This is a genomic window from Mycobacterium sp. DHQP2018-32-09, from assembly GCF_058148405.1.
The window spans coordinates 15,901-36,961 of sequence record NZ_JBYVYK010000057.1 but is presented as its reverse complement, the minus strand read 5'-3'; the positions used below and the strand labels follow the sequence as shown (position 1 = coordinate 36,961).

At 69.9% G+C, this 21,061-nt stretch carries 22 protein-coding genes; 15 read left to right on the top strand and 7 right to left on the bottom strand.

Annotated features, from left to right (window positions below; genetic code table 11):
* Together AC30CM_RS23030 and AC30CM_RS23025 are read right to left on the bottom strand one after the other, a co-directional pair.
* The coding region (locus AC30CM_RS23030; protein ID WP_490119228.1) for a TIGR03089 family protein at positions 1 to 516 on the bottom strand (516 nt) is incomplete at its 3' end.
* Positions 504 to 2,000: an LCP family protein gene (locus tag AC30CM_RS23025; RefSeq protein WP_490119227.1), complete on the bottom strand. Its 1,497-nt coding sequence runs from the start codon at positions 1,998 to 2,000 to the stop codon at positions 504 to 506. The genes AC30CM_RS23025 and AC30CM_RS23030, both read right to left, overlap by 13 nt.
* 67 nt (positions 2,001 to 2,067) lie before the next feature.
* On the opposite strand from AC30CM_RS23025, the gene rfbD reads away from it, so the two are divergent.
* From rfbD to manB, 3 genes are read left to right on the top strand one after another with little or no spacing between them, the layout of a single operon-like run.
* Positions 2,068 to 2,928 carry a dTDP-4-dehydrorhamnose reductase gene (rfbD, locus tag AC30CM_RS23020; RefSeq protein ID WP_490119226.1) on the top strand — a complete coding sequence of 287 codons (861 nt, stop codon included), beginning with the start codon at positions 2,068 to 2,070 and terminating at the stop codon, positions 2,926 to 2,928.
* A 10-nt stretch (positions 2,929 to 2,938) separates the two neighbouring features.
* A complete protein-coding gene (locus AC30CM_RS23015; RefSeq protein ID WP_490119225.1) occupies positions 2,939 to 3,832 on the top strand; it encodes a glycosyltransferase family 2 protein in 894 nt (297 codons plus the stop codon).
* Positions 3,832 to 4,923 carry a mannose-1-phosphate guanylyltransferase gene (manB, locus tag AC30CM_RS23010; protein ID WP_490119224.1) on the top strand — a complete coding sequence of 364 codons (1,092 nt, stop codon included), beginning with the start codon at positions 3,832 to 3,834 and terminating at the stop codon, positions 4,921 to 4,923. Before AC30CM_RS23015 ends, manB begins: the two co-directional genes overlap by 1 nt.
* Positions 4,924 to 4,927: 4 nt before the next feature.
* Here manB and AC30CM_RS23005 read toward each other — a convergent pair whose 3' ends face one another.
* The 3 genes from AC30CM_RS23005 to cofD are packed head-to-tail and all read right to left on the bottom strand — an operon-like array spanning position 4,928 to position 7,947.
* The gene (locus AC30CM_RS23005) at positions 4,928 to 5,464 is read right to left on the bottom strand and encodes an NUDIX domain-containing protein (RefSeq protein WP_490119236.1); all 537 of its coding nucleotides are present in this window, start codon (positions 5,462 to 5,464) and stop codon (positions 4,928 to 4,930) included.
* A 60-nt stretch (positions 5,465 to 5,524) separates the two neighbouring features.
* Positions 5,525 to 6,871, bottom strand: coding sequence for a coenzyme F420-0:L-glutamate ligase (locus AC30CM_RS23000; RefSeq protein ID WP_490119223.1), 1,347 nt, complete (start codon positions 6,869 to 6,871; stop codon positions 5,525 to 5,527).
* Entirely contained in the window at positions 6,868 to 7,947 is a 1,080-nt protein-coding gene (cofD, locus tag AC30CM_RS22995) for a 2-phospho-L-lactate transferase (protein WP_490119222.1), read from the bottom strand. The genes AC30CM_RS23000 and cofD overlap by 4 nt, the downstream gene beginning before the upstream one ends.
* 434 nt (positions 7,948 to 8,381) lie before the next feature.
* Here cofD and AC30CM_RS22990 point away from each other — a divergent pair, with 434 nt between their 5' ends.
* The gene (locus AC30CM_RS22990; RefSeq protein ID WP_490119235.1) at positions 8,382 to 8,651 is read left to right on the top strand and encodes a WhiB family transcriptional regulator; all 270 of its coding nucleotides are present in this window, start codon (positions 8,382 to 8,384) and stop codon (positions 8,649 to 8,651) included.
* A gap of 22 nt (positions 8,652 to 8,673) precedes the next feature.
* Here the strand turns inward: AC30CM_RS22990 and AC30CM_RS22985 are convergent, their stop codons facing one another.
* Complete coding sequence (locus AC30CM_RS22985) at positions 8,674 to 9,099, bottom strand: metallopeptidase family protein (RefSeq protein ID WP_490119234.1); 426 nt, start codon at positions 9,097 to 9,099, stop codon at positions 8,674 to 8,676.
* Positions 9,100 to 9,229: 130 nt separating this feature from the next.
* Between AC30CM_RS22985 and AC30CM_RS22980 the strand changes: the two genes are divergently transcribed.
* The 4 genes from AC30CM_RS22980 (at position 9,230) to manA (ending at position 13,606) form a co-directional block, all read left to right on the top strand.
* On the top strand, positions 9,230 to 9,661 hold the full coding sequence (locus AC30CM_RS22980; protein ID WP_490119221.1) for a DUF3499 domain-containing protein: 432 nt from the start codon (positions 9,230 to 9,232) through the stop codon (positions 9,659 to 9,661).
* A gap of 138 nt (positions 9,662 to 9,799) precedes the next feature.
* Positions 9,800 to 11,230: a phosphomannomutase/phosphoglucomutase gene (locus tag AC30CM_RS22975; protein WP_490119220.1), complete on the top strand. Its 1,431-nt coding sequence runs from the start codon at positions 9,800 to 9,802 to the stop codon at positions 11,228 to 11,230.
* Positions 11,227 to 12,375, top strand: a complete 1,149-nt coding sequence (locus tag AC30CM_RS22970) for a TobH protein (protein ID WP_490119219.1) — start codon at positions 11,227 to 11,229, stop codon at positions 12,373 to 12,375. Before AC30CM_RS22975 ends, AC30CM_RS22970 begins: the two co-directional genes overlap by 4 nt.
* Before the next feature lie 4 nt (positions 12,376 to 12,379).
* Positions 12,380 to 13,606, top strand: coding sequence for a mannose-6-phosphate isomerase, class I (gene manA / locus AC30CM_RS22965; protein ID WP_490119218.1), 1,227 nt, complete (start codon positions 12,380 to 12,382; stop codon positions 13,604 to 13,606).
* A 10-nt stretch (positions 13,607 to 13,616) separates the two neighbouring features.
* On the opposite strand, the gene AC30CM_RS22960 is transcribed toward manA, so the two are convergent.
* Complete coding sequence (locus AC30CM_RS22960; RefSeq protein ID WP_490119217.1) at positions 13,617 to 14,966, bottom strand: NAD(P)/FAD-dependent oxidoreductase; 1,350 nt, start codon at positions 14,964 to 14,966, stop codon at positions 13,617 to 13,619.
* Positions 14,967 to 15,026: 60 nt separating this feature from the next.
* Here AC30CM_RS22960 and AC30CM_RS22955 point away from each other — a divergent pair, with 60 nt between their 5' ends.
* The 7 genes from AC30CM_RS22955 to AC30CM_RS22925 all read left to right on the top strand — a co-directional run bounded on the left by AC30CM_RS22955 (position 15,027) and on the right by AC30CM_RS22925 (position 21,046).
* Positions 15,027 to 16,508 carry an amino acid permease gene (locus tag AC30CM_RS22955; RefSeq protein ID WP_490119216.1) on the top strand — a complete coding sequence of 494 codons (1,482 nt, stop codon included), beginning with the start codon at positions 15,027 to 15,029 and terminating at the stop codon, positions 16,506 to 16,508.
* A gap of 247 nt (positions 16,509 to 16,755) precedes the next feature.
* Positions 16,756 to 17,898: an alkane 1-monooxygenase gene (locus AC30CM_RS22950; RefSeq protein WP_490119233.1), complete on the top strand. Its 1,143-nt coding sequence runs from the start codon at positions 16,756 to 16,758 to the stop codon at positions 17,896 to 17,898.
* Complete coding sequence (locus AC30CM_RS22945) at positions 17,895 to 18,062, top strand: rubredoxin (RefSeq protein WP_490119215.1); 168 nt, start codon at positions 17,895 to 17,897, stop codon at positions 18,060 to 18,062. The genes AC30CM_RS22950 and AC30CM_RS22945 overlap by 4 nt, the downstream gene beginning before the upstream one ends.
* 9 nt (positions 18,063 to 18,071) lie before the next feature.
* On the top strand, positions 18,072 to 18,263 hold the full coding sequence (locus AC30CM_RS22940) for a rubredoxin (RefSeq protein WP_490119214.1): 192 nt from the start codon (positions 18,072 to 18,074) through the stop codon (positions 18,261 to 18,263).
* Positions 18,264 to 18,379: 116 nt separating this feature from the next.
* Positions 18,380 to 18,934 (top strand): TetR/AcrR family transcriptional regulator, encoded by a 555-nt coding sequence (locus AC30CM_RS22935; RefSeq protein ID WP_490119232.1) that lies wholly within the window; start codon positions 18,380 to 18,382, stop codon positions 18,932 to 18,934.
* Positions 18,935 to 19,088: 154 nt separating this feature from the next.
* Positions 19,089 to 20,546, top strand: coding sequence for an adenosylhomocysteinase (ahcY, locus tag AC30CM_RS22930; protein ID WP_490119213.1), 1,458 nt, complete (start codon positions 19,089 to 19,091; stop codon positions 20,544 to 20,546).
* A gap of 17 nt (positions 20,547 to 20,563) precedes the next feature.
* Complete coding sequence (locus tag AC30CM_RS22925; RefSeq protein ID WP_490119212.1) at positions 20,564 to 21,046, top strand: hypothetical protein; 483 nt, start codon at positions 20,564 to 20,566, stop codon at positions 21,044 to 21,046.
* Positions 21,047 to 21,061: the final 15 nt, after the last annotated feature.

Here is a 21,061-nt window from a genome sequence, read left to right as displayed (position 1 = left end):
GGCGGGGCTGCGGCCGGCCAGCGCCGGGCCCGGCCGGGCCTCGGGGACGATCTGATCGCCGTGCACGCGCACCGACGTGGCGTAGTCGGTGACGCCCACCGGCAGCCCCTCGGCCGGCTTGCCGAACGGGTCCAGCGACAGCACCACGACCTCGCCCAAGGGCACGACCGCGGTGTCGGCCTCGTCGAGGCGGTCGACGGTGGTCGCGGCGACGTCGCAGTCACCCTGCCAATCCGACCGTCCCACGACCGCTTCGGCGCCGACGTACCAGATGCCGAGCAGCACGCCCGCGGTCTGCCAGTGCGCGGGGAGCAGCACCGCGACGCGGCTGCCGGGGCCGACGCCGAATTCGTCCCGCAGCAGGTTCGCGGTCTTGGCCGCCCAGTTGGCCAGCGTGACCGCCGACAGCTCGATGCGTTCACCGGTCGCGTCGTCGTAGTAGGTGATGGCGGGAGCGGTGGGCGCGGTGCCGAGGCGCTCGTCGAGCAGCGCCGCGCTCAGGGTCAGTTCACGCATGCCGGGTCGTCCGATCCGGCGGTGATCACCGGTGAGGTCAGCGGGGTGGTGGCGGCTGCGTCGGTGGTGCTGCTGGTGGCCGCCGACGCGCCGTCGCCTGCGTCGAGCCCGACGGTCGACGGGTCTTCCTGGCCGCCCAGGCCGGAGCCGGGCCCGGTGTAGTCGGCGCCCAGCACCACCCGCACGGTGCCGGCCTGGATCGCCCCGTCCTCCACGACCGGAAGCCCGCCGAGTTCCTTGGCGATGGCCTGCGCGCCGAGGTCGTCGGTCTTGGCGACCTGGACCTGGCTCTTGTCGACGTGTGCGGCGTCGTTGTTGCCGACGTTGCCCGCGGTGAATCCCTTGGCGGTGAGCACCTGCTGCACGGAGGCCGCCAGCCCGTTGATGTCGGTGTCGTTGACGACGTCGACGGCGGTCTTGTCCGGGGAGTAGGCGAGCTGTTCGGTCTTGCCCTGGTCCTGGTCTTGCAGCAGGCCGGTGACCCATTCGCGCACCGCGGCGGGGTCGACGCGCACGACGCTCTGCATGCCGTCGTCGCTCCAGCCGTCCTCGGCGAGCACCGGGATGGTCGCGAAGGCGACGTTGCCCGCGGCGAGGTTCTGCAGCTGTTCCACGAAGTCCATGACGTCCCAGCCCTCGGACAGTACGACCGAGCGCTGCACGGCGGCCTGCAGCCGGTTGAGCGTGGCGGGGCTCGACAACGTCTTGCTCGAGATCACCTGATGGGCAAGGGAAGCCATGACCGCCTGCTGGCGGGTGACGCGGTCGAGGTCGCCGCGAGGCAGGTCGTGGCGTTGCCGTACGAAGCTCAGCGCCTGCGGGCCGTTCAGCTTCTGCCAGCCTGCGGGGAAGTCCGCACCCGAAAGGGGTTCGTAGACCGGGTCTTTGAGGCAGACGTCGACACCGCCGAGGGCGTCGGTGATGAGCGCGAAGCCCAGCAGCCCGATCTCGGCGTAGTGGTCGACGGTGACGCCGGTCAGGTCGGCGACGGTCTTGATGAGCGCCTCGCGGCCCTTCTCGACGGCCTTGGGTTCGGCGACGGCGGGGTCCTCGCCCTCCACCTCGACGAGCTGCTTCATCTGTTCGAGCTTCACCGCACCGAAGACGCCGTTGATCTTGGTCTTGCCGAAGCCAGGAGCCTCGACGTAGGAGTCGCGGGGGATCGAGATCGCGGTGGCGGACTTCCCGTTGTTGGGGATGCGGACCAAGATGATGGTGTCGGTGTTGGTCGCGACGTCGTCGCCGGCCCGCAGGGTGGCCAGCTCGTCGGCCGACAGCGGGTTGCCGTGGGCGTCGGTGCGACTGTCCATGCCGACCAGCAGGATGTCGATCGCGCCGTCCTCGCCGCCGCCTCCGAGCGACTCGGCACTGATGTGGTTGATGCCGGACTCGAACGAGCGGATCTTGCCCCATGCGAACCCGGTGCCGATGACCACCAGCAGCGCCGAGACGACGGCGACGGTCCTGGCGAGATGAACGGGCATTGGCCCAGGCTACTGGGCAGACGGCCGCCGAACGGGTAGGGCGAGTCGGCGTGCCAGACTGCATGCCATGTCCGATCGAATCGTGATTCTCGGTGCCGGCGGCCTGGTCGGCACCGTTCTGGCAGCTCAGAGCCGCAGTCGTGGCCGAGAGGTGCTGGCCCTGACGTCGTCGCAATGTGACGTCACCGACCCGGCTGCCCTCGACGGCAGGCTCGCCGCCGGCGACGTCGTGGTGAACTGCGCGGCCTACACCAAGGTCGACGACGCCGAGACGGACGCCGAGCGCGCGCACGCCGTGAACGCCACCGGACCGGGGCACGTCGCGCGTGCCTGCGCGCAGGCCGGCGCGGGTCTGGTGCACGTGTCCACCGACTACGTGTTCGACGGTGACTTCGGCGGCGCGGCACCGCACCCCTACGAGGTGGACGCGGCCACCGCGCCGCTGTCGGTGTACGGCCGCAGCAAGCTCGACGGCGAGACCGCGGTGCTCACGGCCATGCCCGATGCCCACGTGGTGCGCACGTCCTGGATCTACGCGGGCCGGGTCGACGGCAGCGACTTCGTCTCGGTGATGCGGCGCAAGGCGCTGGAGGGGGCGCAAGTGAGCGTGGTGTCGGATCAGGTCGGTTCGCCCACCTGGGTGGCGGATCTGGTCGAGGCGCTGCTGCAGGTGGCCGACGGGGCCGTGGCCGCGCCGCTGCTGCATGCGTCCAACGCGGGGGAGACCAGCCGCTACGAGCAGGCCCGCGCGGTCTACGAGATGGTGGGCGCCGACCCCGAGCAGGTGTCGCCGGTGGGCACGGATCGGTTCCCGCGGCCTGCGGCCCGGCCGCCGTATTCGGCGCTGTCCGCGCGGCGTTCGGTCGAGGCGGGGTTGCGGCCGCTGCCACACTGGCGCGACGCACTGGCCGCCGCGCTGGCCGGATAGCCTCATACGCGTGAGCGACGAACTCGTGGTGGTGACGGTGACGTATTCGCCGGGGCCGCATCTGGATCGGTTCCTCGCCACGTTGTCGCACGCCACCACCCGCCCGGTGACGGTGGTGCTGGCCGACAACGGGTCCACCGACGGCAGCCCGGAGGCCGCGGTGGCGCACCACGACAACGTGCGCCTGCTGCACACGGGGGCGAACCTCGGGTACGGCGGCGCGGTGAACCGGGCGGTGGCCGAATACCTGCACGACCCCTCGTATTCGGGTGACGCGGAGTTCTTCGTCGTGGCCAACCCCGACGTGCAGTGGGGTCCGGACAGCATCGACGAGATGCTCGCCGCCGCGGCGCGCTGGCCGCAGGCCGGTGCGCTGGGCCCCCTGATCCGCGACCCCGACGGGTCGGTATACCCGTCGGCGCGCCATCAACCCAGCCTGGTGCGTGGCGGCATGCACGCCGTGGTGGGCCCGTTCTGGAAGACCAACCCGTGGACGGCCGCCTACCGTCAGGAGCGCACGGCGCCCAGCGAACGAGTCGTCGGCTGGCTGTCCGGCTCGTGTCTTTTGCTGAGGCGCTCCGCGTTCGATGCCGTCAAGGGTTTCGACGACCGCTACTTCATGTACATGGAGGACGTGGACCTGGGAGATCGGCTGGCCGCCGCCGGCTGGCTCAACGTGTACGTGCCGTCGGCCGAGGTGTTGCACGACAAGGGCCACTCCACGGGACGCGATCCCGCCCGCAACTTGGCTGCCCATCACGTGAGCACCTACACTTTCCTCGCCGACCGCCACCCGCGGTGGTGGCAGGCACCGCTCCGCTGGAGCATCAGGTCCGCCTTGGCCATCCGCGCGAGGCTGGTCGTACGCAACTCGGTTCGCAAACAGGCGAAGGGACGGCGCTGATGGTGGCAACTGCGGTCAACCCGGCAGAGGTGGATGCCGTGATCCTGGTGGGCGGACAGGGCACGCGCCTGCGGCCCCTGACCCTGTCGGCGCCCAAGCCGATGCTGCCGACCGCGGGACTGCCGTTCCTCACCCACCTGCTGAGTCGCATTGCCGCCGCGGGCATCAAGCACGTGGTGCTCGGCACGTCGTACAAGGCCGACGTGTTCGAGAAGGAGTTCGGCGACGGTTCGGATCTGGGGCTGGAGATCGAGTACGTCTTCGAGGAGGAGGCGCGGGGTACCGGTGGCGGCATCGCCAACGTGGCCCCCAAGCTGCGCTTCGGCACGTCGCTGGTGTTCAACGGCGACGTGCTGTCCGGCGCCGACCTCGGGGCGCTGCTGGCCAGCCACCACGAGCGCTCGGCCGACGTCACGCTGCACCTGGTGCGGGTGGGCGATCCGCGCGCGTTCGGTTGCGTACCAACCGATTCCGATGGCGGTGTGACGGCGTTCCTGGAGAAGACGCAGGATCCGCCGACCGACCAGATCAACGCCGGCTGCTACGTGTTCCAGCGCGAGGTGATCGACCGCATCCCCACCGGCCGCGCGGTGTCGGTGGAGCGCGAGGTGTTCCCCGCCCTGCTGTCGGACGGTCTGAAGGTGTGCGGGTACGTCGACGCCACCTACTGGCGCGACATGGGGACTCCCGAAGACTTCGTGCGCGGCTCGGCCGACCTGGTGCGCGGCATCGCCCCGTCGCCGGCACTGCACGGACACCGCGGCGAGGAACTGGTGCACGAGGGTGCGTCGGTGGCGCCCGGTGCCCTGCTCATCGGCGGCACGGTGATCGGCCGCGGCGCCGAGATCGGTCCCGGCGCACGGCTGGACGGGGCGGTGATCTTCGACGGCGCCCGCGTCGAGGCGGGCGCGTTCATCGAACGATCCATCGTCGGCTTCGGGGCGCGCATCGGTCCGCGCGCCCTGATCCGCGACGGCGTGATCGGCGACGGGGCCAACATCGGTGCCCGCTGCGAACTGCTGCGCGGTGCGCGGGTGTGGCCCGGCGTCACCATCCCGGACGGCGGCATCCGGTTCTCCACCGACGTCTAGCCATCTAGCGGTCGCGGGCGGCGCGCACCAGATGCCGCACGCCCTCGTCGGCGTCGTCCGGCAACGCGTCCAGCGGCCACCAGCGCAGGTCGAGCGACTCGGCGCTACGCGTCGGCTGCGCGTCCGCGGCGGCACGAGCGACGAACTGCACGTCCAGATGGTGCGTCGGCACGCCCAGCGAACACGTCAGCGCGTGCACGTGCACCGCGGTCGGGAGCGGCTCGACGGTGACGTCGGGCATGCCGGATTCCTCGGCGGCCTCGCGGTAGGCCGCGGCCACCAAGTCGGGATCGCTTGGCTCACAATGCCCGCCGAGTTGCACCCAGCGGCCCAACCGCGGGTGCAGCGTCAGCAGGGCATGCGTGCCGGTGTGGTCGAGCAGCAGCGTCGAGGCGGTGACGTGGCCCGGGGCGCAGGAGCGCAGGCACGCGTCGGGCCGGGCCAACACGAAGGCCAGCACTGCCAGCCGCAGCGCGTCCTGCTGGGGATCGCCCGGCTGCCAGCGTCGCAGGACGTCGATGGCGGACGCGTGCAGGCTCATCGGTACCGTCGGATCTTCGCGCACGCGCTCATCGGTGCCGTCTGCTCTTCGCGCACGCGCTCATCGCTCGACCAGGAGGTCCGCCGTCGGCACGGGTGGCCGCGGCTCCGCCGCACCATCCGCGGCGTAGCCGATCGCGATGGCCCCCAACGGTTCCCACGTGGGGTCCAGGTCCAGCTCGGTGCGCACCAGGTCGGCAGCGAAGATCGTCGACCCGATCCAGCAGCTGCCCACCTCACGCACCGCGAGGCCGACCAGCAGCGCCTGCACGGCGGCGCCGACGGCGACGGTGAACATCGTGTGCTCGGCCGCGGTGCGGTGCGCGTCCGGGTAGGCGTGCGCGCCGTCGGGCACCATCATCGGGATGACGAGTTCCGGCGCGTCGTACAGGATCTGGCCGCGCGCCACGCGGCGTTCCACGGCGTCGGCGGGCCTGCCGTCGGCCAGCAGGTCCGCGCGCCAGCGCTCCTTCATGGCGTCCAGTAGCCGCCGTCTGCGGGCAGGATCGCGGACCCAGACGAATCGCACCGGTCGGGTGTGGTGCGGCGCGGGTGCGGTGAGGGCCTCGCCGACGGCGGCCTCGATCAGCGCCGGATCGACGGGGTCGGGGGAGAAGTGGCGCACCGAACGGCGCAGCAGTTGGGCTTGGGAGCGGCCCATCGCGATGGCCTCCGCCGTGCCGAGCCAGAACAGGTCCTCCTCACCGGCGCGGACCAGCGTGTGGCCGGTGGAGCCGTCGTCGACCGGTGTGAGTCCGCGCACCACGGCGACCGGGATCGCGGTCAGCTTGCCCTTGACCAGGTCGGCGGCCGCGGCGATCTCGTCGGCGACGGCGATCTCGGTGACCACCAGCTCGTTGCCGTGCTCGTCGCGGGAACCGGCGTAGCCGTGCAGCACCGCCAGCCCGGAGGCGCCGATCGCGACGTCGGTCTGGCCGGTGCGCCACGCACGGCCCATGGTGTCGGTGACGACGACGGCGACGGTGACGCCGAGCAACTCGCGCAGCCGGCTGCGCAGCGCGGCGGCGCTTCCGTCGGGATCGGTCGGCAGCAGCGCGAGTTCGCCGGAGTCGACGTTGGAACCGTCCACGCCCGCGGCTGCCTGGATCAGGCCAATGGCGTTCTCGGTGATCAAGGTCTTGCCCTTGCGGGCCAGTACGCGCACGGCCTCGCCGTCGATCAACTTGCGGCGCAGGGCATCTCGTTGCTCTGGATCGGTGGGTGCCGGCACCATTCGGCCCTCGCTCTTCGACAGCACCTTGCTGGTCACCACCACGACGTCGTCGTCGCGCAACCAGGGTGCGGCCGTGGCGATGGCGGCGGCGACGTCGTCACCGGGCCGGAACTCGGGAAGGCCGGCGATCGGGAGCACCTCGATCGCCGCGGCCGCGCCGTGCTCGCCGCTCACGACAACCCCGCCAGCTGCAGCCCGCTGCGCACCATCGCCGCGGTGGCATCGGGGTCGGTCATCAGCAGCGGGACGGCCCGCACGTCGACGCCGTCGATGCGTGCCTCGTCACCCTCGTCGACGAGCCAGCCGTCCAGGAGACCGACACCGCTGCGGGCGCCGTAGTGGGCGCCGACGGCCTGCGAACTGGTCTCGACGCCGATCACCGACAGGCACTCGTCGGCCATGCCCCGCAGGGCGCGCCCGGCGACGATGGGGGAGTATCCGATCACCGGCGCCGGCGTGGCGCGCAACGCCGCCCGCATGCCGGGGATGGCCAGGATGGCTCCGATGCTGACGACGGGGTTGGACGGCGCGATGAGGATCACGTCCGCGTCGGCGACGGCCTCGGCCACTCCGGGGGCCAGCGTGGCCTTGTCCGAGCCCACGAACGCGAAACCGTGCGTCGGGATGGCGGCGCGGTAGCGCACCCACCACTCCTGAAAGTGAATGGCCTTGCGCTCACCCTCACCCTCTACCTCACCGTCACCCGGTGCGGCGTGACCGTGGGAGTCGTCGCCGGGAACCGTTACCACCACGTGGGTTTCACTGCGGTCGTCGCTGACGGGTAGCAACCGTGCCCCGGGTTGCCAGCGGGCGCAGAGCGCCTCGGTCACCTGTGAGAGGGGGTAGCCGGCGCGCAGCATCTGGCTGCGTACCAGGTGGGTGGCCAGATCGCGGTCGCCGAGCCCGAACCAGTCCGGTTGCACGCCGTACGCGGCGAGTTCCTCCTTGGCATGCCACGTTTCGTTGGCGTGACCCCAGCCGCGCTCGGGATCGATGCCGCCGCCGAGGGTGTACATGCACGTGTCGAGGTCGGGACAGATGCGTACCCCGTGCATCCAGGCGTCGTCGCCGACGTTGACGACGGCGGTCAGCGAATGCTCGCGGACGCCGTCGGACTCATCGGAACCGGCACGGGAAACGGCCGTGGAACCGGCACTGTCATCAGTGAACTGGCCGAGCCCCAGCAACCTTTGCACGCCCAGCAGGAACCGTGCGCCGCCGACGCCGCCGACGAGAGCTGTCACCTTCACGTTCATCGACATTAGGCCCTCGTCGCGTCGACGTGCCGATCGTGGGCGATCTGTGACCGACACGCCGATCGGTCGACGCGCCGGAGTTTGGTCACGGGATGATATGAAATCCGCTCATTCGGCTTGACCCTCGCAGCTAACCCGTGTCTAATCACACCAGTGTCATTTCGCGGTTGGCCGGCCGGTTCCGGTGTCGCAGACCGAGATTCGATCACTTGTTCGAATTCAATTTGGTCGCACGCCAACATCAGGGGGGTGCGGCGGCAGTGAACGATCTACGAGACCAGGTGAGGAGGCGGAAGATGTCTTATGAGCGTGTCGATTTCGACAGCGTGGTGCAGTACGACGGCAGGATGCTCGGCTCGGTAGGCAACGCACCGCGCACCAACACGGGACCGGCCCAGTTCGTCACACCGGGGCGGCCGCAGTTGAGTTTGGTGCCGGAGCGATTCGAGACCGGGGCGACCGACGCCCTCGACGAAGAAGACGATCAGTGGCAGGAGAATGCGCTGTGCGCGCAGACCGACCCTGAGGCGTTCTTCCCCGAGAAGGGTGGCTCCACCCGCGAGGCGAAGCGAATCTGCCTCGGGTGCGAGGTGCGCGACAAGTGCCTCGAGTACGCGTTGGCCAACGACGAGCGGTTCGGCATCTGGGGCGGGTTGTCCGAGCGCGAGCGTCGACGGCTCAAGCGCGGCATCATCTGAGCCCAGCGCCCACCGTCGTCCGCTAGTCCTCGTCGTCGATCGTCGGATCGATCACCGACGGTTCGACCCCCAGGAATGTCGCCACTTGAGCCACCAGAATGTCGTGCAACAAATCCGCCAAATCGTCGACGTCCTTGGCGCGCCGCTCGATTGGCTTGCGGAACACCACGATTCGCGCGCGAGTGGAGTTTCCTCGCACGTCCACGCCCGCCGGGATGAGCCGGGCGAGCGCCACCGGCCCGTCGGCCACCACCTCGGGCGGCCACTGCACGCTGTCGGGGTCGCGCGGCGCGATCCGGGGAATCTCGTCCACCGCCACGTCCAGCTCGGCCACCCGTTCGTGCCAGCGTCGCTCGATCGGCTCGTAGGCCTCGAGCACCGCCATGTCGAAGCGCTCGGCCCTGCTGCGCCAGCCCGGGACGGTCGGGGGTAGCAATGCGCCTCGCATGCCTCTTCCCCGGCGTGACCTCGATGGGTGTCGCGTCGCCATCGGCCGATCGTAACGGTATGGGATCGGCCGCCGGATCCCTGCGCGTGTCCGGCGCCGCGTCATGAGCCCGCGCGATAGCCTCCTAACCGTGAACGTTCCTCGTCGCTGCTGCCGGCCTGGGTGCCCGCACTACGCCGTGGCGACGCTGACCTTCGTCTACTCGGATTCGACCGCGGTCGTCGGCCCGCTGGCGACGGTGTCCGAACCGCATTCGTGGGACTTGTGCGTCATGCATGCGAGCCGCATCACCGCTCCCCGCGGATGGGAGCTGGTCCGGCACGCGGGCCCACTGCCCTCGCACACCGACGACGACGATCTGGTGGCTCTCGCCGACGCCGTCCGGGAAGGCCGCGATCCCGGTCGCGGGCCGTCGTCCGCGCCGGGCTCGGTGGTTGCCGGCTTCTCCGATCCGCCCCCGGGCCTGTCCGGTGGCGCCGCGGTCGCCGCGCCCGTGCGACGCCCCGAGCAGAACGGCCGCAGGCGCGGTCATCTTCGCGTGCTGCCCGATCCGACGGATTAGCCGACCCGAGGACCGACGCGGAATCCCGGCAGGCCGGTGTGACCCCCCACACGACGAATCGCGAGCCGATAGGGTGGTGTCCATGGCGCTCCTCCACCGGGGACCGCCGTCGTCCGTCACGTGTTGCTAGGAGCCCTTATGTCTCGGCCCGCTGCGGCTGTCCACCGGGTCATCAAGGCCTATGACGTGCGCGGGCTCGTCGGCGAGCAGATCGACGAGGCATTCGTGCGCGACGTCGGCGGCGCGTTCGCACGGCTGGTTCGCGACGAGACCGACCCCGGCGCCACGCAGGTCGTGATCGGCTACGACATGCGGTCGAGTTCGCCCGCGCTCGCCGCGGCGTTTGCCGACGGCGTGGTTGCCCAGGGCCTCGACGTGGTGCGCATCGGGCTGGCGTCCACCGATCAGCTGTACTTCGCCTCGGGGCTGCTCGACTGCCCGGGCGCCATGTTCACCGCGAGCCACAACCCGGCGGCCTACAACGGCATCAAGCTGTGTCGCGCCGGGGCCAAGCCCGTCGGCAAGGACAGCGGGCTCGCGACCATCTCCGACGAGGTCATCGACGGCGTGCCGGCCTCGGACGCAACGCCCGGCACCATCACCGACCGCGACGTGCTGACCGAATACGGGGAGTTCCTGCGCTCGCTGGTGAACCTGTCGGGTGGGCGACCGCTGCGCGTCGCCGTCGACGCAGGCAACGGGATGGGTGGGCACACCTCGCCTGCCGTGCTCGGCCCGATCCCGGGCATCACGCTGCTGCCCCTGTACTTCGACCTCGACGGAACGTTCCCCAACCACGAGGCCAACCCCCTGGACCCCGCCAACCTGGTGGACCTGCAGCGCCACGTCGTGGCCACCGGGGCGGACATCGGCCTGGCGTTCGACGGTGATGCGGACCGGTGCTTCGTCGTCGACGAGACGGGGTCCCCGGTCTCGCCGTCCGCGGTGACGGCCTTGGTGGCGGGGCGCGAACTGGGTCGCGAGATCGGCGCCACCGTCATCCACAACCTGATCACCTCGCGGGCGGTCCCCGAGCTGATCGTCGAACGGGGCGGTACCGCGGTGCGGTCGCGGGTGGGGCACTCCTACATCAAGGCGCTGATGGCCGAGACGGGGGCGATATTCGGCGGCGAGCATTCGGCGCACTACTACTTCCGCGACTTCTGGGGTGCCGACTCGGGCATGCTGGCCGCCCTGCACGTGCTGGCCGCACTCGGCGAGCAGGACCGTCCCCTGTCGGAGTTCATGGCGGACTACCAGCGCTACGAGGCGTCCGGCGAGATCAACTTCACGGTCGCCGATGCGCCGGCATGCGTGGACGCGGTGCTGAAGTCCTTCGACGGCCGCATCCAGGCGCTGGACCACCTCGACGGGGTGACCGTCGACCTGGGCGACGACTGCTGGTTCAACCTGCGCACGTCCAACACCGAGCCGCTGCTGAGGTTGAACGTCGAAGCCAGGACCGCCGCCGAGGTGGCGCAGATCGTCGCCGGAGTCGGTGACCAGATCGCGGCCGTGGGTGCTGCCGGCCGAGCGGACGTCGCCGAAAGTCGCGAGCCGGCACCGTGAGTGCCGATCCACGCGCGGGCGCGGTCGTCGTCGATCTCGACGACGCCCAGGGCCTGCTCGACGCCGATCGCCAGGGTCTGCTGCGCGCGGCGTCGATGGCGGGTGCGCAGATGCGCGCGACGGCCGCCGCCCACGAAGAGGGGTTGTTCGAGCGGCTGCGGGCCGACGGCCCGCCCCGCACGGTGATCTGGGTGGCCGCGCGGGGCCCGGCCGAGGCGGCGGGGGCCATGTTGGCGGCCGCGCTGGGCGCGTCGATCGTGGCGCCGATCGTCCTGGCCGCCGAGGTGCCCCCGTGGATCGGGGCGCTCGACGTGTTGGTGGTGGCCGGTGACGATGCCGGCGATCCCGTGCTGGTGACCGCCGTCGCCACCGGGGTGCGCCGCGGTGCGCGGGTGCTGGTGGTGGCCCCCGACGAGGGACCGCTGCGCGATGCCGCCGCCGGCCGCGCGGCGGTGTTGGCGCCCCGGCTGCCCGTGCCCGACGACTTCGGCCTGGCCCGCTACCTGGCCGCGGGCCTGATCGCGCTGGACGTGGTGGACCCGGGGATGCAGGTGAACGTGGCGGAGTTGGCCGACCAACTCGACGCCGAGGCGCTGCGCAACAGCGCGCGCCGAGATCTGTTCACCAACCCGGCCAAGGCCCTCGCCGATCGCTTGGCGGCTCCGACGGTGGTGCTCGCGGGCCACGACGCGCCCATGCTGGCCCTGGCCCGGCACGTGAGCGCGGTGCTGTTGCGGGTCGCGCAGCGCCCGGTGGCCGCGACGGGGCTCTCCGACCTCGTGGTGGCCCTGCGCGGTGGAATGTCCCGGGGTGCCGCCGCGGAGACGTCGCTGTTCCACGACGAGGAGATCGACGGCCCCCTGCCCTCACGGGTCCGCAGCGTGGTGCTGACCAGTGACGAGGACCGGCCGATGGTGGTCACGCGACTGAGCGGCTACGACGACGTCACCACGGTCAGCGCCAACGACGTGGGGCCCGCCGCCGACGGCGGGGACGGTCCGGGCTTCGACGGTTCGGGCTTCGACGGTCCGGGACCGGGCGCCGCGGGGGTGGCGCCGCCGAACGGGCGGCTGGAGCAACAGTTGGCGATGATGGCGGTACGTCTAGAAATGGCGGCCGTGTACGTGCGATTGGTTCGAGGTTAGACACGTGGACCTGTTACGAGGTGCACTCCGGAAGTACGCGTGGGGGTCGCGCACCGCGATCGCGGACTTCACCGGAAGGCCGAGTCCGACGATTCACCCCGAGGCGGAGCTGTGGTTGGGCGCGCACCCGGGAGATCCGGCGTTCCTGGCCGGTGAGGACGGCGAGCACTCGCTGCTCGACGCGATCTCCGCCGATCCCGAGGGCCAGTTGGGGGTGTCGGCCCGCGAGCGCTTCGGGGATGCGCTGCCGTTCCTGGCCAAGGTGCTCGCCGCCGACGAGCCGCTCTCGCTGCAGGCTCACCCGAGCGCGGCGCAGGCGCTGGAAGGCTACCTGCGCGAGGACGCGCTCGGCATTCCGGTCAACGGCCCGACGCGCAACTACCGCGACCGTAGCCACAAGCCCGAATTGATCGTCGCGCTCGGCCCCTTCGAGGCGCTGGCCGGCTTCCGGCCCGCGGCGGGCAGCATCGAGTTGATGCGGGCTCTCGGCGTGCCTGCACTCGATCCCTTCATCGCGCTGCTCGAGGGTCAACCCGATGCCGATGGCCTACGGGCACTGTTCACCACGTGGATCACCGCGCCGCAGCCGGATCTCGACGTCTTGGTGCCCGCGGTGCTCGACGGCGCGGTCAGCTACATCCGTTCCGGCGACACGACGTTCGGGGCGGAGGCCAAGACCATCCTGGAACTGGGGGAGCGGTATCCCGGGGATGCGGGCGTGCTCGCGGCGATGCTGCTGAACCGCATCAGCTTGACCGAGGGTGAGGGCATCTACCTCCCGGCGGGAAACTTGCACGCCTATTTGCACGGCATGGGGTTCGAGGTGATGGCCAACTCCGACAACGTGCTTCGGGGCGGGCTGACCCCCAAGCACGTGGACGTGCCGGAGCTGCTGCGCGTGCTCGACTTCACGCCGACCCCCGACGCCACCATCACCCCGCGGGTCACCGGCGACGGTCTGGAACTCGTATACGACACGCCCGCAGCGGAATTCGCGGTGTCGGTGGTGCGCCTCGACGGTGAGCACCTGGGGCACGAGATCGACGCGCCGGCGCGCCACGACGGTCCGCAGGTGCTGCTGTGCACCGAGGGTTCGGTGACCGTGCACGCCAAGTCGAACGTGTTGACCCTCGAGCGGGGGGCGGCGGCGTGGGTGGCGGCCGATGACGGCCCGATCCGCTTGGTGGCCGACCGGCCCAGCACGCTGTTCCGCACCACCGTCGGCGGTTAGGCAAGGGCGGTCAGGCGGCGACGCGGTCGCGCTCGTTGCGCCGTTCGGCGAGCCACGCGCCGGCGTTGTGCTTGATCGTGCGGGCCACCAGCCGCGGCGAGGGCACCATGTACAGGCTGTCGAGCAGGCTGAAGCGACGCAGGAACCATTCGGCCAGCACGTGATCCGTTTCGGCGGCGCCCAGGAACTGGTCGAACAGGCTGCCCACCGGCCGGTACCACCACTTGGTGTCGCCGGTGGCGTTGTGCAGCGCGATGTCGCCGATCGCGGTCATGGTCCACACCGGGAAGGTGGTCTTGGCCGTCGCCGCGTGGAACCGCCGCGGCATGTCGGCGTCGCCTGCGCTCAGCACGTCGGCCAGGTTGTGCGCCTGGATGGCCGTCATCGTCATGCCCTGGCCGAACGTGGGGTTGAACGAGACGACGGCATCGCCGAATGCGAGGATGCCGTCGGGCAGGCGGTCCATCCGGTCGAATCGGCGCCATCTGCTGGTGGGGTACTTGTGCAGCGCCACGTCTCCGATGGGCTCGCCCTGCCGGATCGCTCGCGAGAAGCGTTCCGGCAGAATGCGGTCCGCCAACGCGCACATGCCGGCGAAGTCGTGCGGCGGGGCCACGTTGGCGGTTCCGTACGTCGTCAGTCCCCAGGTGCCGTCCTCGTAGTACAGCAGCCCCAGGCCCCACGGCACGGTGCGCGAGGCCCCCGCCACCACGACCTTCTCTTCCATCAGCCCGGGCGGGATGCGGACCTGGTGGGTGGCGTAGGCGATGCCGACGTCGACGGTGTCCTCGCGGGGGCGTCCGAAACCCCACTGCTGCAGCCACATCGGGAGTCGGGTGCCGCGCCCGGTGGCGTCGATCACCAGATCCGCGGCGACCGCGGTCGATGCGTCCAGGCGCACGCCGACGACACGGCGGCGGCCGGCGTCGTACCAGGGCTCGCTGACGGCCTCGTTGACGAGTTCGACGTTGGGGATGGCCAGCGCGCGCCGTCGGATCTGCCATTCCAGGTGCGGCCGACTCGGCACGTACGCGGTGAACGGTCGGCGCAGCGTCGTCGCGGTGCCCAGCACGTGGCCGGCAGCGCCGAAGTGGATGCAGTCGGGACGGTTCTCGAGCATCGGGACGCCCGCGGCCACCATGTCGTCGAGCAGTCCGGGGAACAGCTTCTCGTATTCCGCGGCGCCGCGCGCCATCAGCAAGTGCACGTGCCGGCCCTGGGGCACCGCGGTGCGGTGGTCGGGGCCGGTGGGCAGCGTGTCCCGCTCGTAGATCGTGACGCGTCGGTAGTGCTCGGAGAGCACGGCGGCCGCGCAGAGCCCTGCGAGACTGCCGCCCATCACGATTGCGTGTTCGCCCATCGCGTCCGACGGTACCCCGCTAGGGTCGCTGGTCACAGCCTGCGGAAGGATGTCGAATTCATGACGGACCGATGGCGGATCAAGTCGGTCGAGCGATCGATCGCCGACACCGACGAACCCGAAACCCGGTTGCGCAAGGATCTGACCTGGCGCGATCTGACGATATTCGGCGTGTCGGTGGTGATCGGCGCGGGCATCTTCACCATCACCGCGTCGACGGCCGGCAACCTCACCGGACCCGCCATCTCGCTGTCGTTCGTGATCGCGGCCATCACGTGCGGGCTCGCCGCGATCTGCTACGCCGAGTTCGCCTCCACCGTGCCGGTGGCCGGCAGCGCGTACACGTTCTCCTATGCGACGTTCGGTGAGTTCGTCGCTTGGATCATCGGCTGGGATCTGATCTTGGAGTTCGCCGTGGCCGCGGCGGTGGTGGCCAAGGGGTGGTCGTCGTATCTGGGCTCGGTGTTCGGATTCTCCGGTGGCACGGTCGATCTCGGTCCCGTGACGCTGGACTGGGGGGCGTTGGTGATCATCGGGGTGCTGTGCGTGCTGCTGGCGCGCGGCACCAAGCTGTCGGCAGGCGTCAGCGCGGTGATCACCGCGATCAAGGTGACGGTGGTGCTGCTGGTGGTCGTGGTGGGGGCGTTCTACGTCAAGGCCGCCAACTACACGCCCTTCATCCCGCCTGCGGAATCCGGTGAGTCGTCGGGCAGCGGTTTGGAGCAGTCGGTGTTCTCGCTGCTGACCGGTGCCGAGGGCAGCACCTACGGCTGGTACGGGCTGTTGGCGGGCGCGTCCATCGTGTTCTTCGCGTTCATCGGGTTCGACATCGTCGCCACCACGGCGGAGGAGACCAAGAACCCGCAACGCGACGTCCCGCGCGGGATCTTGTTCTCGCTGGCCATCGTCACCGTGCTCTACGTCGCGGTGTCGGTGGTGCTGTCGGGCATGGTGTCCTACACCGAACTCAGGACGGGGCCGGACGGCCAGGCCAATCTGGCGTCGGCGTTCACCGCCAACGGCGTCGACTGGGCGGCCAAGGTCATCTCGGTGGGTGCCCTTGCCGGTTTGACCACCGTGGTCATGGTGCTGCTGCTGGGCCAGATCCGCGTGCTGTTCGCCATGTCCCGCGACGGTCTGCTGCCGCGGCGGTTGGCCAAGACGAGCCGGCAGGGCACACCCGTGCGCGTCACCGTGGTCGTGGGCCTCGTGGTGGCGGTCGCGGCGTCGGTGTTCCCCGTCGACCGACTGGAGGAGATGGTCAACGTCGGGACGCTGTTCGCGTTCGTCCTGGTGTCGGCGGGAGTGATCGTGCTGCGCCGGACGCGTCCCGACCTGCACCGGGGGTTCCGCGCCCCGCTTGTGCCCCTGTTGCCCATCCTGTCGATCGTGGCGTGTGTCTGGTTGATGCTCAACCTCACCGGTCTCACCTGGGTGCGGTTCGGCGTCTGGATGGTGATCGGCGTCGTGGTGTACCTGGCGTACGGGCGTCGACATTCCGTGCTCGGCCGCCGTCAGGGTGCCGCCGCGCCACCTGCCTGACGCCCCCTTCACACCCCGCCGAGGCTGCGGGGGAGATCGCCGTGGTCGGCGATCCCCCGCAGCCTCGCGCCGTTGCGGGCAGCGTCGATTTACAAAAGACAGCTCTGTGTCTAGACAAGCGACAAATAGCGTCGTACAGTCAATCGCGATTGGTGATGGCTCTCACATGGAGGTGACCGTGACGACACACGCCCAACCGCACGTGCCCGTCGAGCAGTGGCGCGACAAGAAGCGTCATCTGTGGCTGATGGGCCTCATCGCCCCGACGGCGCTGTTCGTGATGCTGCCGCTGGTGTGGGCCTGCAACCGTGCCGGCTGGCACGCGGCGGCCATCGTCCCGCTGTGGATCGGCCCGATCCTGCTCTACGTCCTCCTGCCGACGCTGGACCGGTTCTTCGGCCCGGACGGCCAGAATCCGCCCGACGAGGTGATGGAGCGCCTCGAGAACGACAAGTACTACCGGCGGTGCACCTACCTCTACATCCCGTTCCAGTACGCCAGCGTGGTGCTGGGTGCCTACCTGTTCACCGCGTCGGACCTCGGCTGGCTGGGCTTCGACGGCGGGCTGAACTGGTGGGGCAAGGTGGGCCTGGCCCTGTCGGTCGGCGTGCTCGGCGGGGTGGGCATCAACACCGCACACGAGCTGGGGCACAAGAAGGACTCGCTCGAGCGCTGGCTGTCCAAGATCACGCTGGCCCAGACGTGGTACGGGCACTTCTACATCGAGCACAACCGTGGCCATCACGTCCGCGTCGCCACGCCGGAGGATCCGGCCTCGGCACGCTTCGGCGAGACCTTCTGGGAGTTCCTGCCGCGCAGCGTCTGGGGCAGCCTGCGCTCGTCGTGGGAGCTGGAGGCCAAGCGCCTCGAGCGCGCGGGCAAGCCGACGTGGCACTGGTCCAACGACGTGCTCAACGCCTGGGCCATGTCGCTGGTGCTCTGGGGTGCACTCGTCGCCGTATTCGGTTGGGGCGTATTGCCGTTCATGGTGATCTCGGCCGTCTTCGGGTTCAGCCTGCTCGAGACGGTGAACTACCTCGAGCACTACGGCCTGCTACGCCGGCAACTGCCCAGCGGGCGGTACGAGCGGTGCACGCCCGAACACAGTTGGAACTCCGATCACATCGTCACCAACCTCTTCCTGTACCACCTGCAGCGGCACAGCGACCACCACGCCAACCCCACCCGCCGCTACCAGACGCTGCGCAGCATGGACGGCGCTCCCAACCTGCCCAGCGGATACGCCTCGATGATCGCCCTGACCTACGTACCGCAGGTGTGGCGCAGGGTGATGGACCACCGCGTGCTGGCGCACTACGAGGGCGACATCAGCCGCGTCAACGTGCATCCGCGCCGGCGGGCGGCGGTGATGGCGCGGTACGGGTCATGAGCGGCTACCGCTGTCCCGGCTGCGATTACGTCTACGACGAAGCCAAAGGTGAACCCCGCGAGGGCTTTCCGGCCGGGACCCGCTGGGAGACGGTGCCCGACGACTGGACCTGCCCGGACTGTGCCGTACGCGAGAAGCCCGATTTCCACCCCGTCGACGCCTAGGAGACACGAATGAGTGACACCACCGATTACAAGCTGTTCGTCTGCGTGCAGTGTGGTTTCGAGTACGACGAGGCCAAGGGGTGGCCGGAGGACGGCATCGCCCCCGGCACGCGGTGGGACGACATCCCCGAGGACTGGAGTTGCCCCGACTGCGGCGCGGCCAAGTCCGACTTCGAGATGATCGAGGTCGCCAGGCCATGACCCAGGGCGTGCAGGCGGGAGACGATATTCTCTGGCCTGTGACCGCACCCAGACCCAAGCGCGTCTCCTACGCGGAGGCCTCCCGGGTGTTGCTGCGCGACGCGATCCTCGACGGCATGCGCGACCTGTTGCTCAGCAGGGACTGGTCGGCCATCACGCTGTCGGACGTCGCGAAGGCCGCCGGTATCAGCAGGCAGACGATCTACAACGAGTTCGGGTCGCGGCAAGGCCTCGCCCAGGGGTACGCCCTGCGGCTGGCCGACCGCCTGGTGGACGCCGTCGACCTGGCGATCGGCAACAACGTGGGCAACATCCACGCCGCCTTCCTGGAGGGCTTCCGCTCCTTCTTCCTGGAATCGGCGATGGATCCGCTGGTGATCTCCCTGCTGACCGGTGTCGCCAAGCCCGACCTGCTGCAGATCATCACCACCGACAGCGCGCCCATCATCAGCCGGTGCTCGGAGCGGCTCACGGCGACGTTCACCACCAGCTGGGTGCGGTGCAGCGAAGAGGATGCCGGCGTGCTGGCCCGCGCCATCGTCCGGCTGGCGATGAGCTACGTGTCGATGCCGCCGGACACCGACCCGGGAACCGGCCGCGACGTGGCCAGTGACCTGGCCAGATTGATGACGCCCTTCGCCGAACGCTACGGTGTCATAGATACTCACTAGCCGGCAGCCGCGCCGGCGGTCACGGACGAGCCGTACGACCGCACGCGCGCGCCTGTCCCGCGAGCCCGCAGGCTGGGGGTATCGGCACCGGTGTCGCCACGTGCGCACCCGCGTGCCCACGCTGCATTCGACGAAACGACACAAGGGGCTCTACATGACACTCACCGCCGACGTTCGCAACGGCATCGACTTCAAGGTGGCCGACCTCTCGCTGGCCGAGTTCGGCCGCAAGGAGATCCGCCTGGCCGAGCACGAGATGCCGGGCCTGATGGAACTGCGCCGCGAATACCACGACGTGCAGCCGCTCAAGGGCGCCCGCATCTCCGGTTCGCTGCACATGACCGTGCAGACCGCCGTGCTGATCGAGACGCTGACCGCCCTCGGGGCCGAGGTCCGCTGGGCCAGCTGCAACATCTTCTCCACGCAGGACCACGCCGCCGCCGCGATCGTCGTCGGCCCCCACGGCACCCCGGAGGAGCCCAAGGGCATCCCGGTGTTCGCCTGGAAGGGCGAGACGCTCGAAGAGTACTGGTGGGCTGCCGAGCAGATGCTCACCTGGCAGGGCGAGCCGGCGAACATGATCCTCGACGACGGTGGTGACGCCACCATGCTGGTGCTGCGCGGCGCCCAGTTCGAGAAGGCCGGCGTGGTTCCGCCCGCCGACGAGGACGACTCGGCCGAGTACAAGGTGTTCCTGAACCTGCTGCGCAGCCGGTTCGAGACCGACAAGGGCAAGTGGACCAAGATCGCCGAGTCGGTCAAGGGTGTCACCGAGGAGACCACCACCGGCGTGCTGCGTCTCTACCAGTTCGCCGCCGCCGGTGAGCTGGCGTTCCCCGCCATCAACGTCAACGACTCCGTCACCAAGAGCAAGTTCGACAACAAGTACGGCACCCGGCACTCGCTGGTCGACGGCATCAACCGCGGCACCGACGCCCTCATCGGCGGCAAGAAGGTGCTGATCTGCGGCTACGGCGACGTCGGCAAGGGCTGCGCGGAGTCGCTGGCCGGCCAGGGTGCGCGCGTCCAGGTCACCGAGATCGATCCGATCAACGCCCTGCAGGCGCTGATGGACGGCTATGACGTGGTCACCGTCGAGCAGGCGATCGGCGACGCCGACATCGTCATCACCTCGACCGGCAACAAGGACATCATCACCCTCGACCACATGAAGGCGATGAAGGATCACTCGATCCTGGGCAACATCGGCCACTTCGACAACGAGATCGACATGGCCGCCCTCGAGCGTTCCGGTGCGACGCGCATCAACATCAAGCCGCAGGTCGACGAGTGGACGTTCGGCGAGTCGGGCAAGTCGATCATCGTGCTGAGCGAGGGTCGCCTGCTGAATCTCGGCAACGCCACCGGTCACCCGTCGTTCGTGATGAGCAACAGCTTCTCCAACCAGGTCATCGCGCAGATCGAACTGTGGACCAAGAACGACGAGTACGACAACGAGGTCTACCGCCTGGCCAAGCACCTCGACGAGAAGGTCGCCAAGATCCACGTCGAGGCGCTCGGTGGCACGCTGACCAAGCTGACCAAGGATCAGGCCGAGTACATCGGCGTCGACGTCGAGGGCCCGTACAAGCCCGAGCACTACCGCTACTGACGTCTGCGGCCGACACCGTGAACCGTGGACGGCCCCTGGCGCGCCTGGCGTGCCGGGGGCCGTTCGCGTTCCTGACGGCGTCTCTCGTGCTCGCCGGTTGCGGTGGCGGCGTGGGGGAGTCCCCGCAGCCCCCGCCGCTCGAGGTGCGGCGCGACGTGGCGCCACTGGTGGCCGACTTCCCCGAACTGGGTGCTGCGCGGTCGGCGGCGTGGGTGCGCTCGGACGACGCCGACGAACGAGTGCCCGGGCCCACCACCACGTGGATCGACGCCGTCGTGCACCTCGATCCCGATCAGACCACCGCATTGGTTGCCAGGTATCTCCCGATCCCCCAGGGCAAGTCACCCGAGGTGCCCGCGGAGCTGCGGCCAGAGCTGCCGCCGGGTCCGTACCTCACCAGCGCGAAGCTCGATCTCGCGTTCACCACCCCGGCCGCCGCCAGCGCCGCCTACCTGGATCCCATGGCCGACGTGGTGGTGTTGCTGTCCACGTCGATGTGAGTGCCGGCACGACGA

Coding starts and splice junctions, on each gene's coding strand:
- AC30CM_RS22950 (WP_490119233.1), top strand. CDS start 16,756: ATGGGCCTCATCGCCCCGACGGCGCTGTTCGTGATGCTGCCGCTGGTG.
- AC30CM_RS22985 (WP_490119234.1), bottom strand. CDS start 9,099: ATGCGAGGCGCATTGCTACCCCCGACCGTCCCGGGCTGGCGCAGCAGG.
- ahcY (WP_490119213.1), top strand. CDS start 19,089: ATGACACTCACCGCCGACGTTCGCAACGGCATCGACTTCAAGGTGGCC.
- AC30CM_RS22975 (WP_490119220.1), top strand. CDS start 9,800: ATGTCTCGGCCCGCTGCGGCTGTCCACCGGGTCATCAAGGCCTATGAC.
- manB (WP_490119224.1), top strand. CDS start 3,832: ATGGTGGCAACTGCGGTCAACCCGGCAGAGGTGGATGCCGTGATCCTG.
- rfbD (WP_490119226.1), top strand. CDS start 2,068: ATGTCCGATCGAATCGTGATTCTCGGTGCCGGCGGCCTGGTCGGCACC.
- AC30CM_RS23025 (WP_490119227.1), bottom strand. CDS start 2,000: ATGCCCGTTCATCTCGCCAGGACCGTCGCCGTCGTCTCGGCGCTGCTG.
- AC30CM_RS22940 (WP_490119214.1), top strand. CDS start 18,072: ATGAGTGACACCACCGATTACAAGCTGTTCGTCTGCGTGCAGTGTGGT.
- AC30CM_RS22945 (WP_490119215.1), top strand. CDS start 17,895: ATGAGCGGCTACCGCTGTCCCGGCTGCGATTACGTCTACGACGAAGCC.
- AC30CM_RS22960 (WP_490119217.1), bottom strand. CDS start 14,966: ATGGGCGAACACGCAATCGTGATGGGCGGCAGTCTCGCAGGGCTCTGC.
- AC30CM_RS23005 (WP_490119236.1), bottom strand. CDS start 5,464: ATGAGCCTGCACGCGTCCGCCATCGACGTCCTGCGACGCTGGCAGCCG.
- AC30CM_RS22935 (WP_490119232.1), top strand. CDS start 18,380: ATGCGCGACCTGTTGCTCAGCAGGGACTGGTCGGCCATCACGCTGTCG.
- AC30CM_RS22955 (WP_490119216.1), top strand. CDS start 15,027: ATGACGGACCGATGGCGGATCAAGTCGGTCGAGCGATCGATCGCCGAC.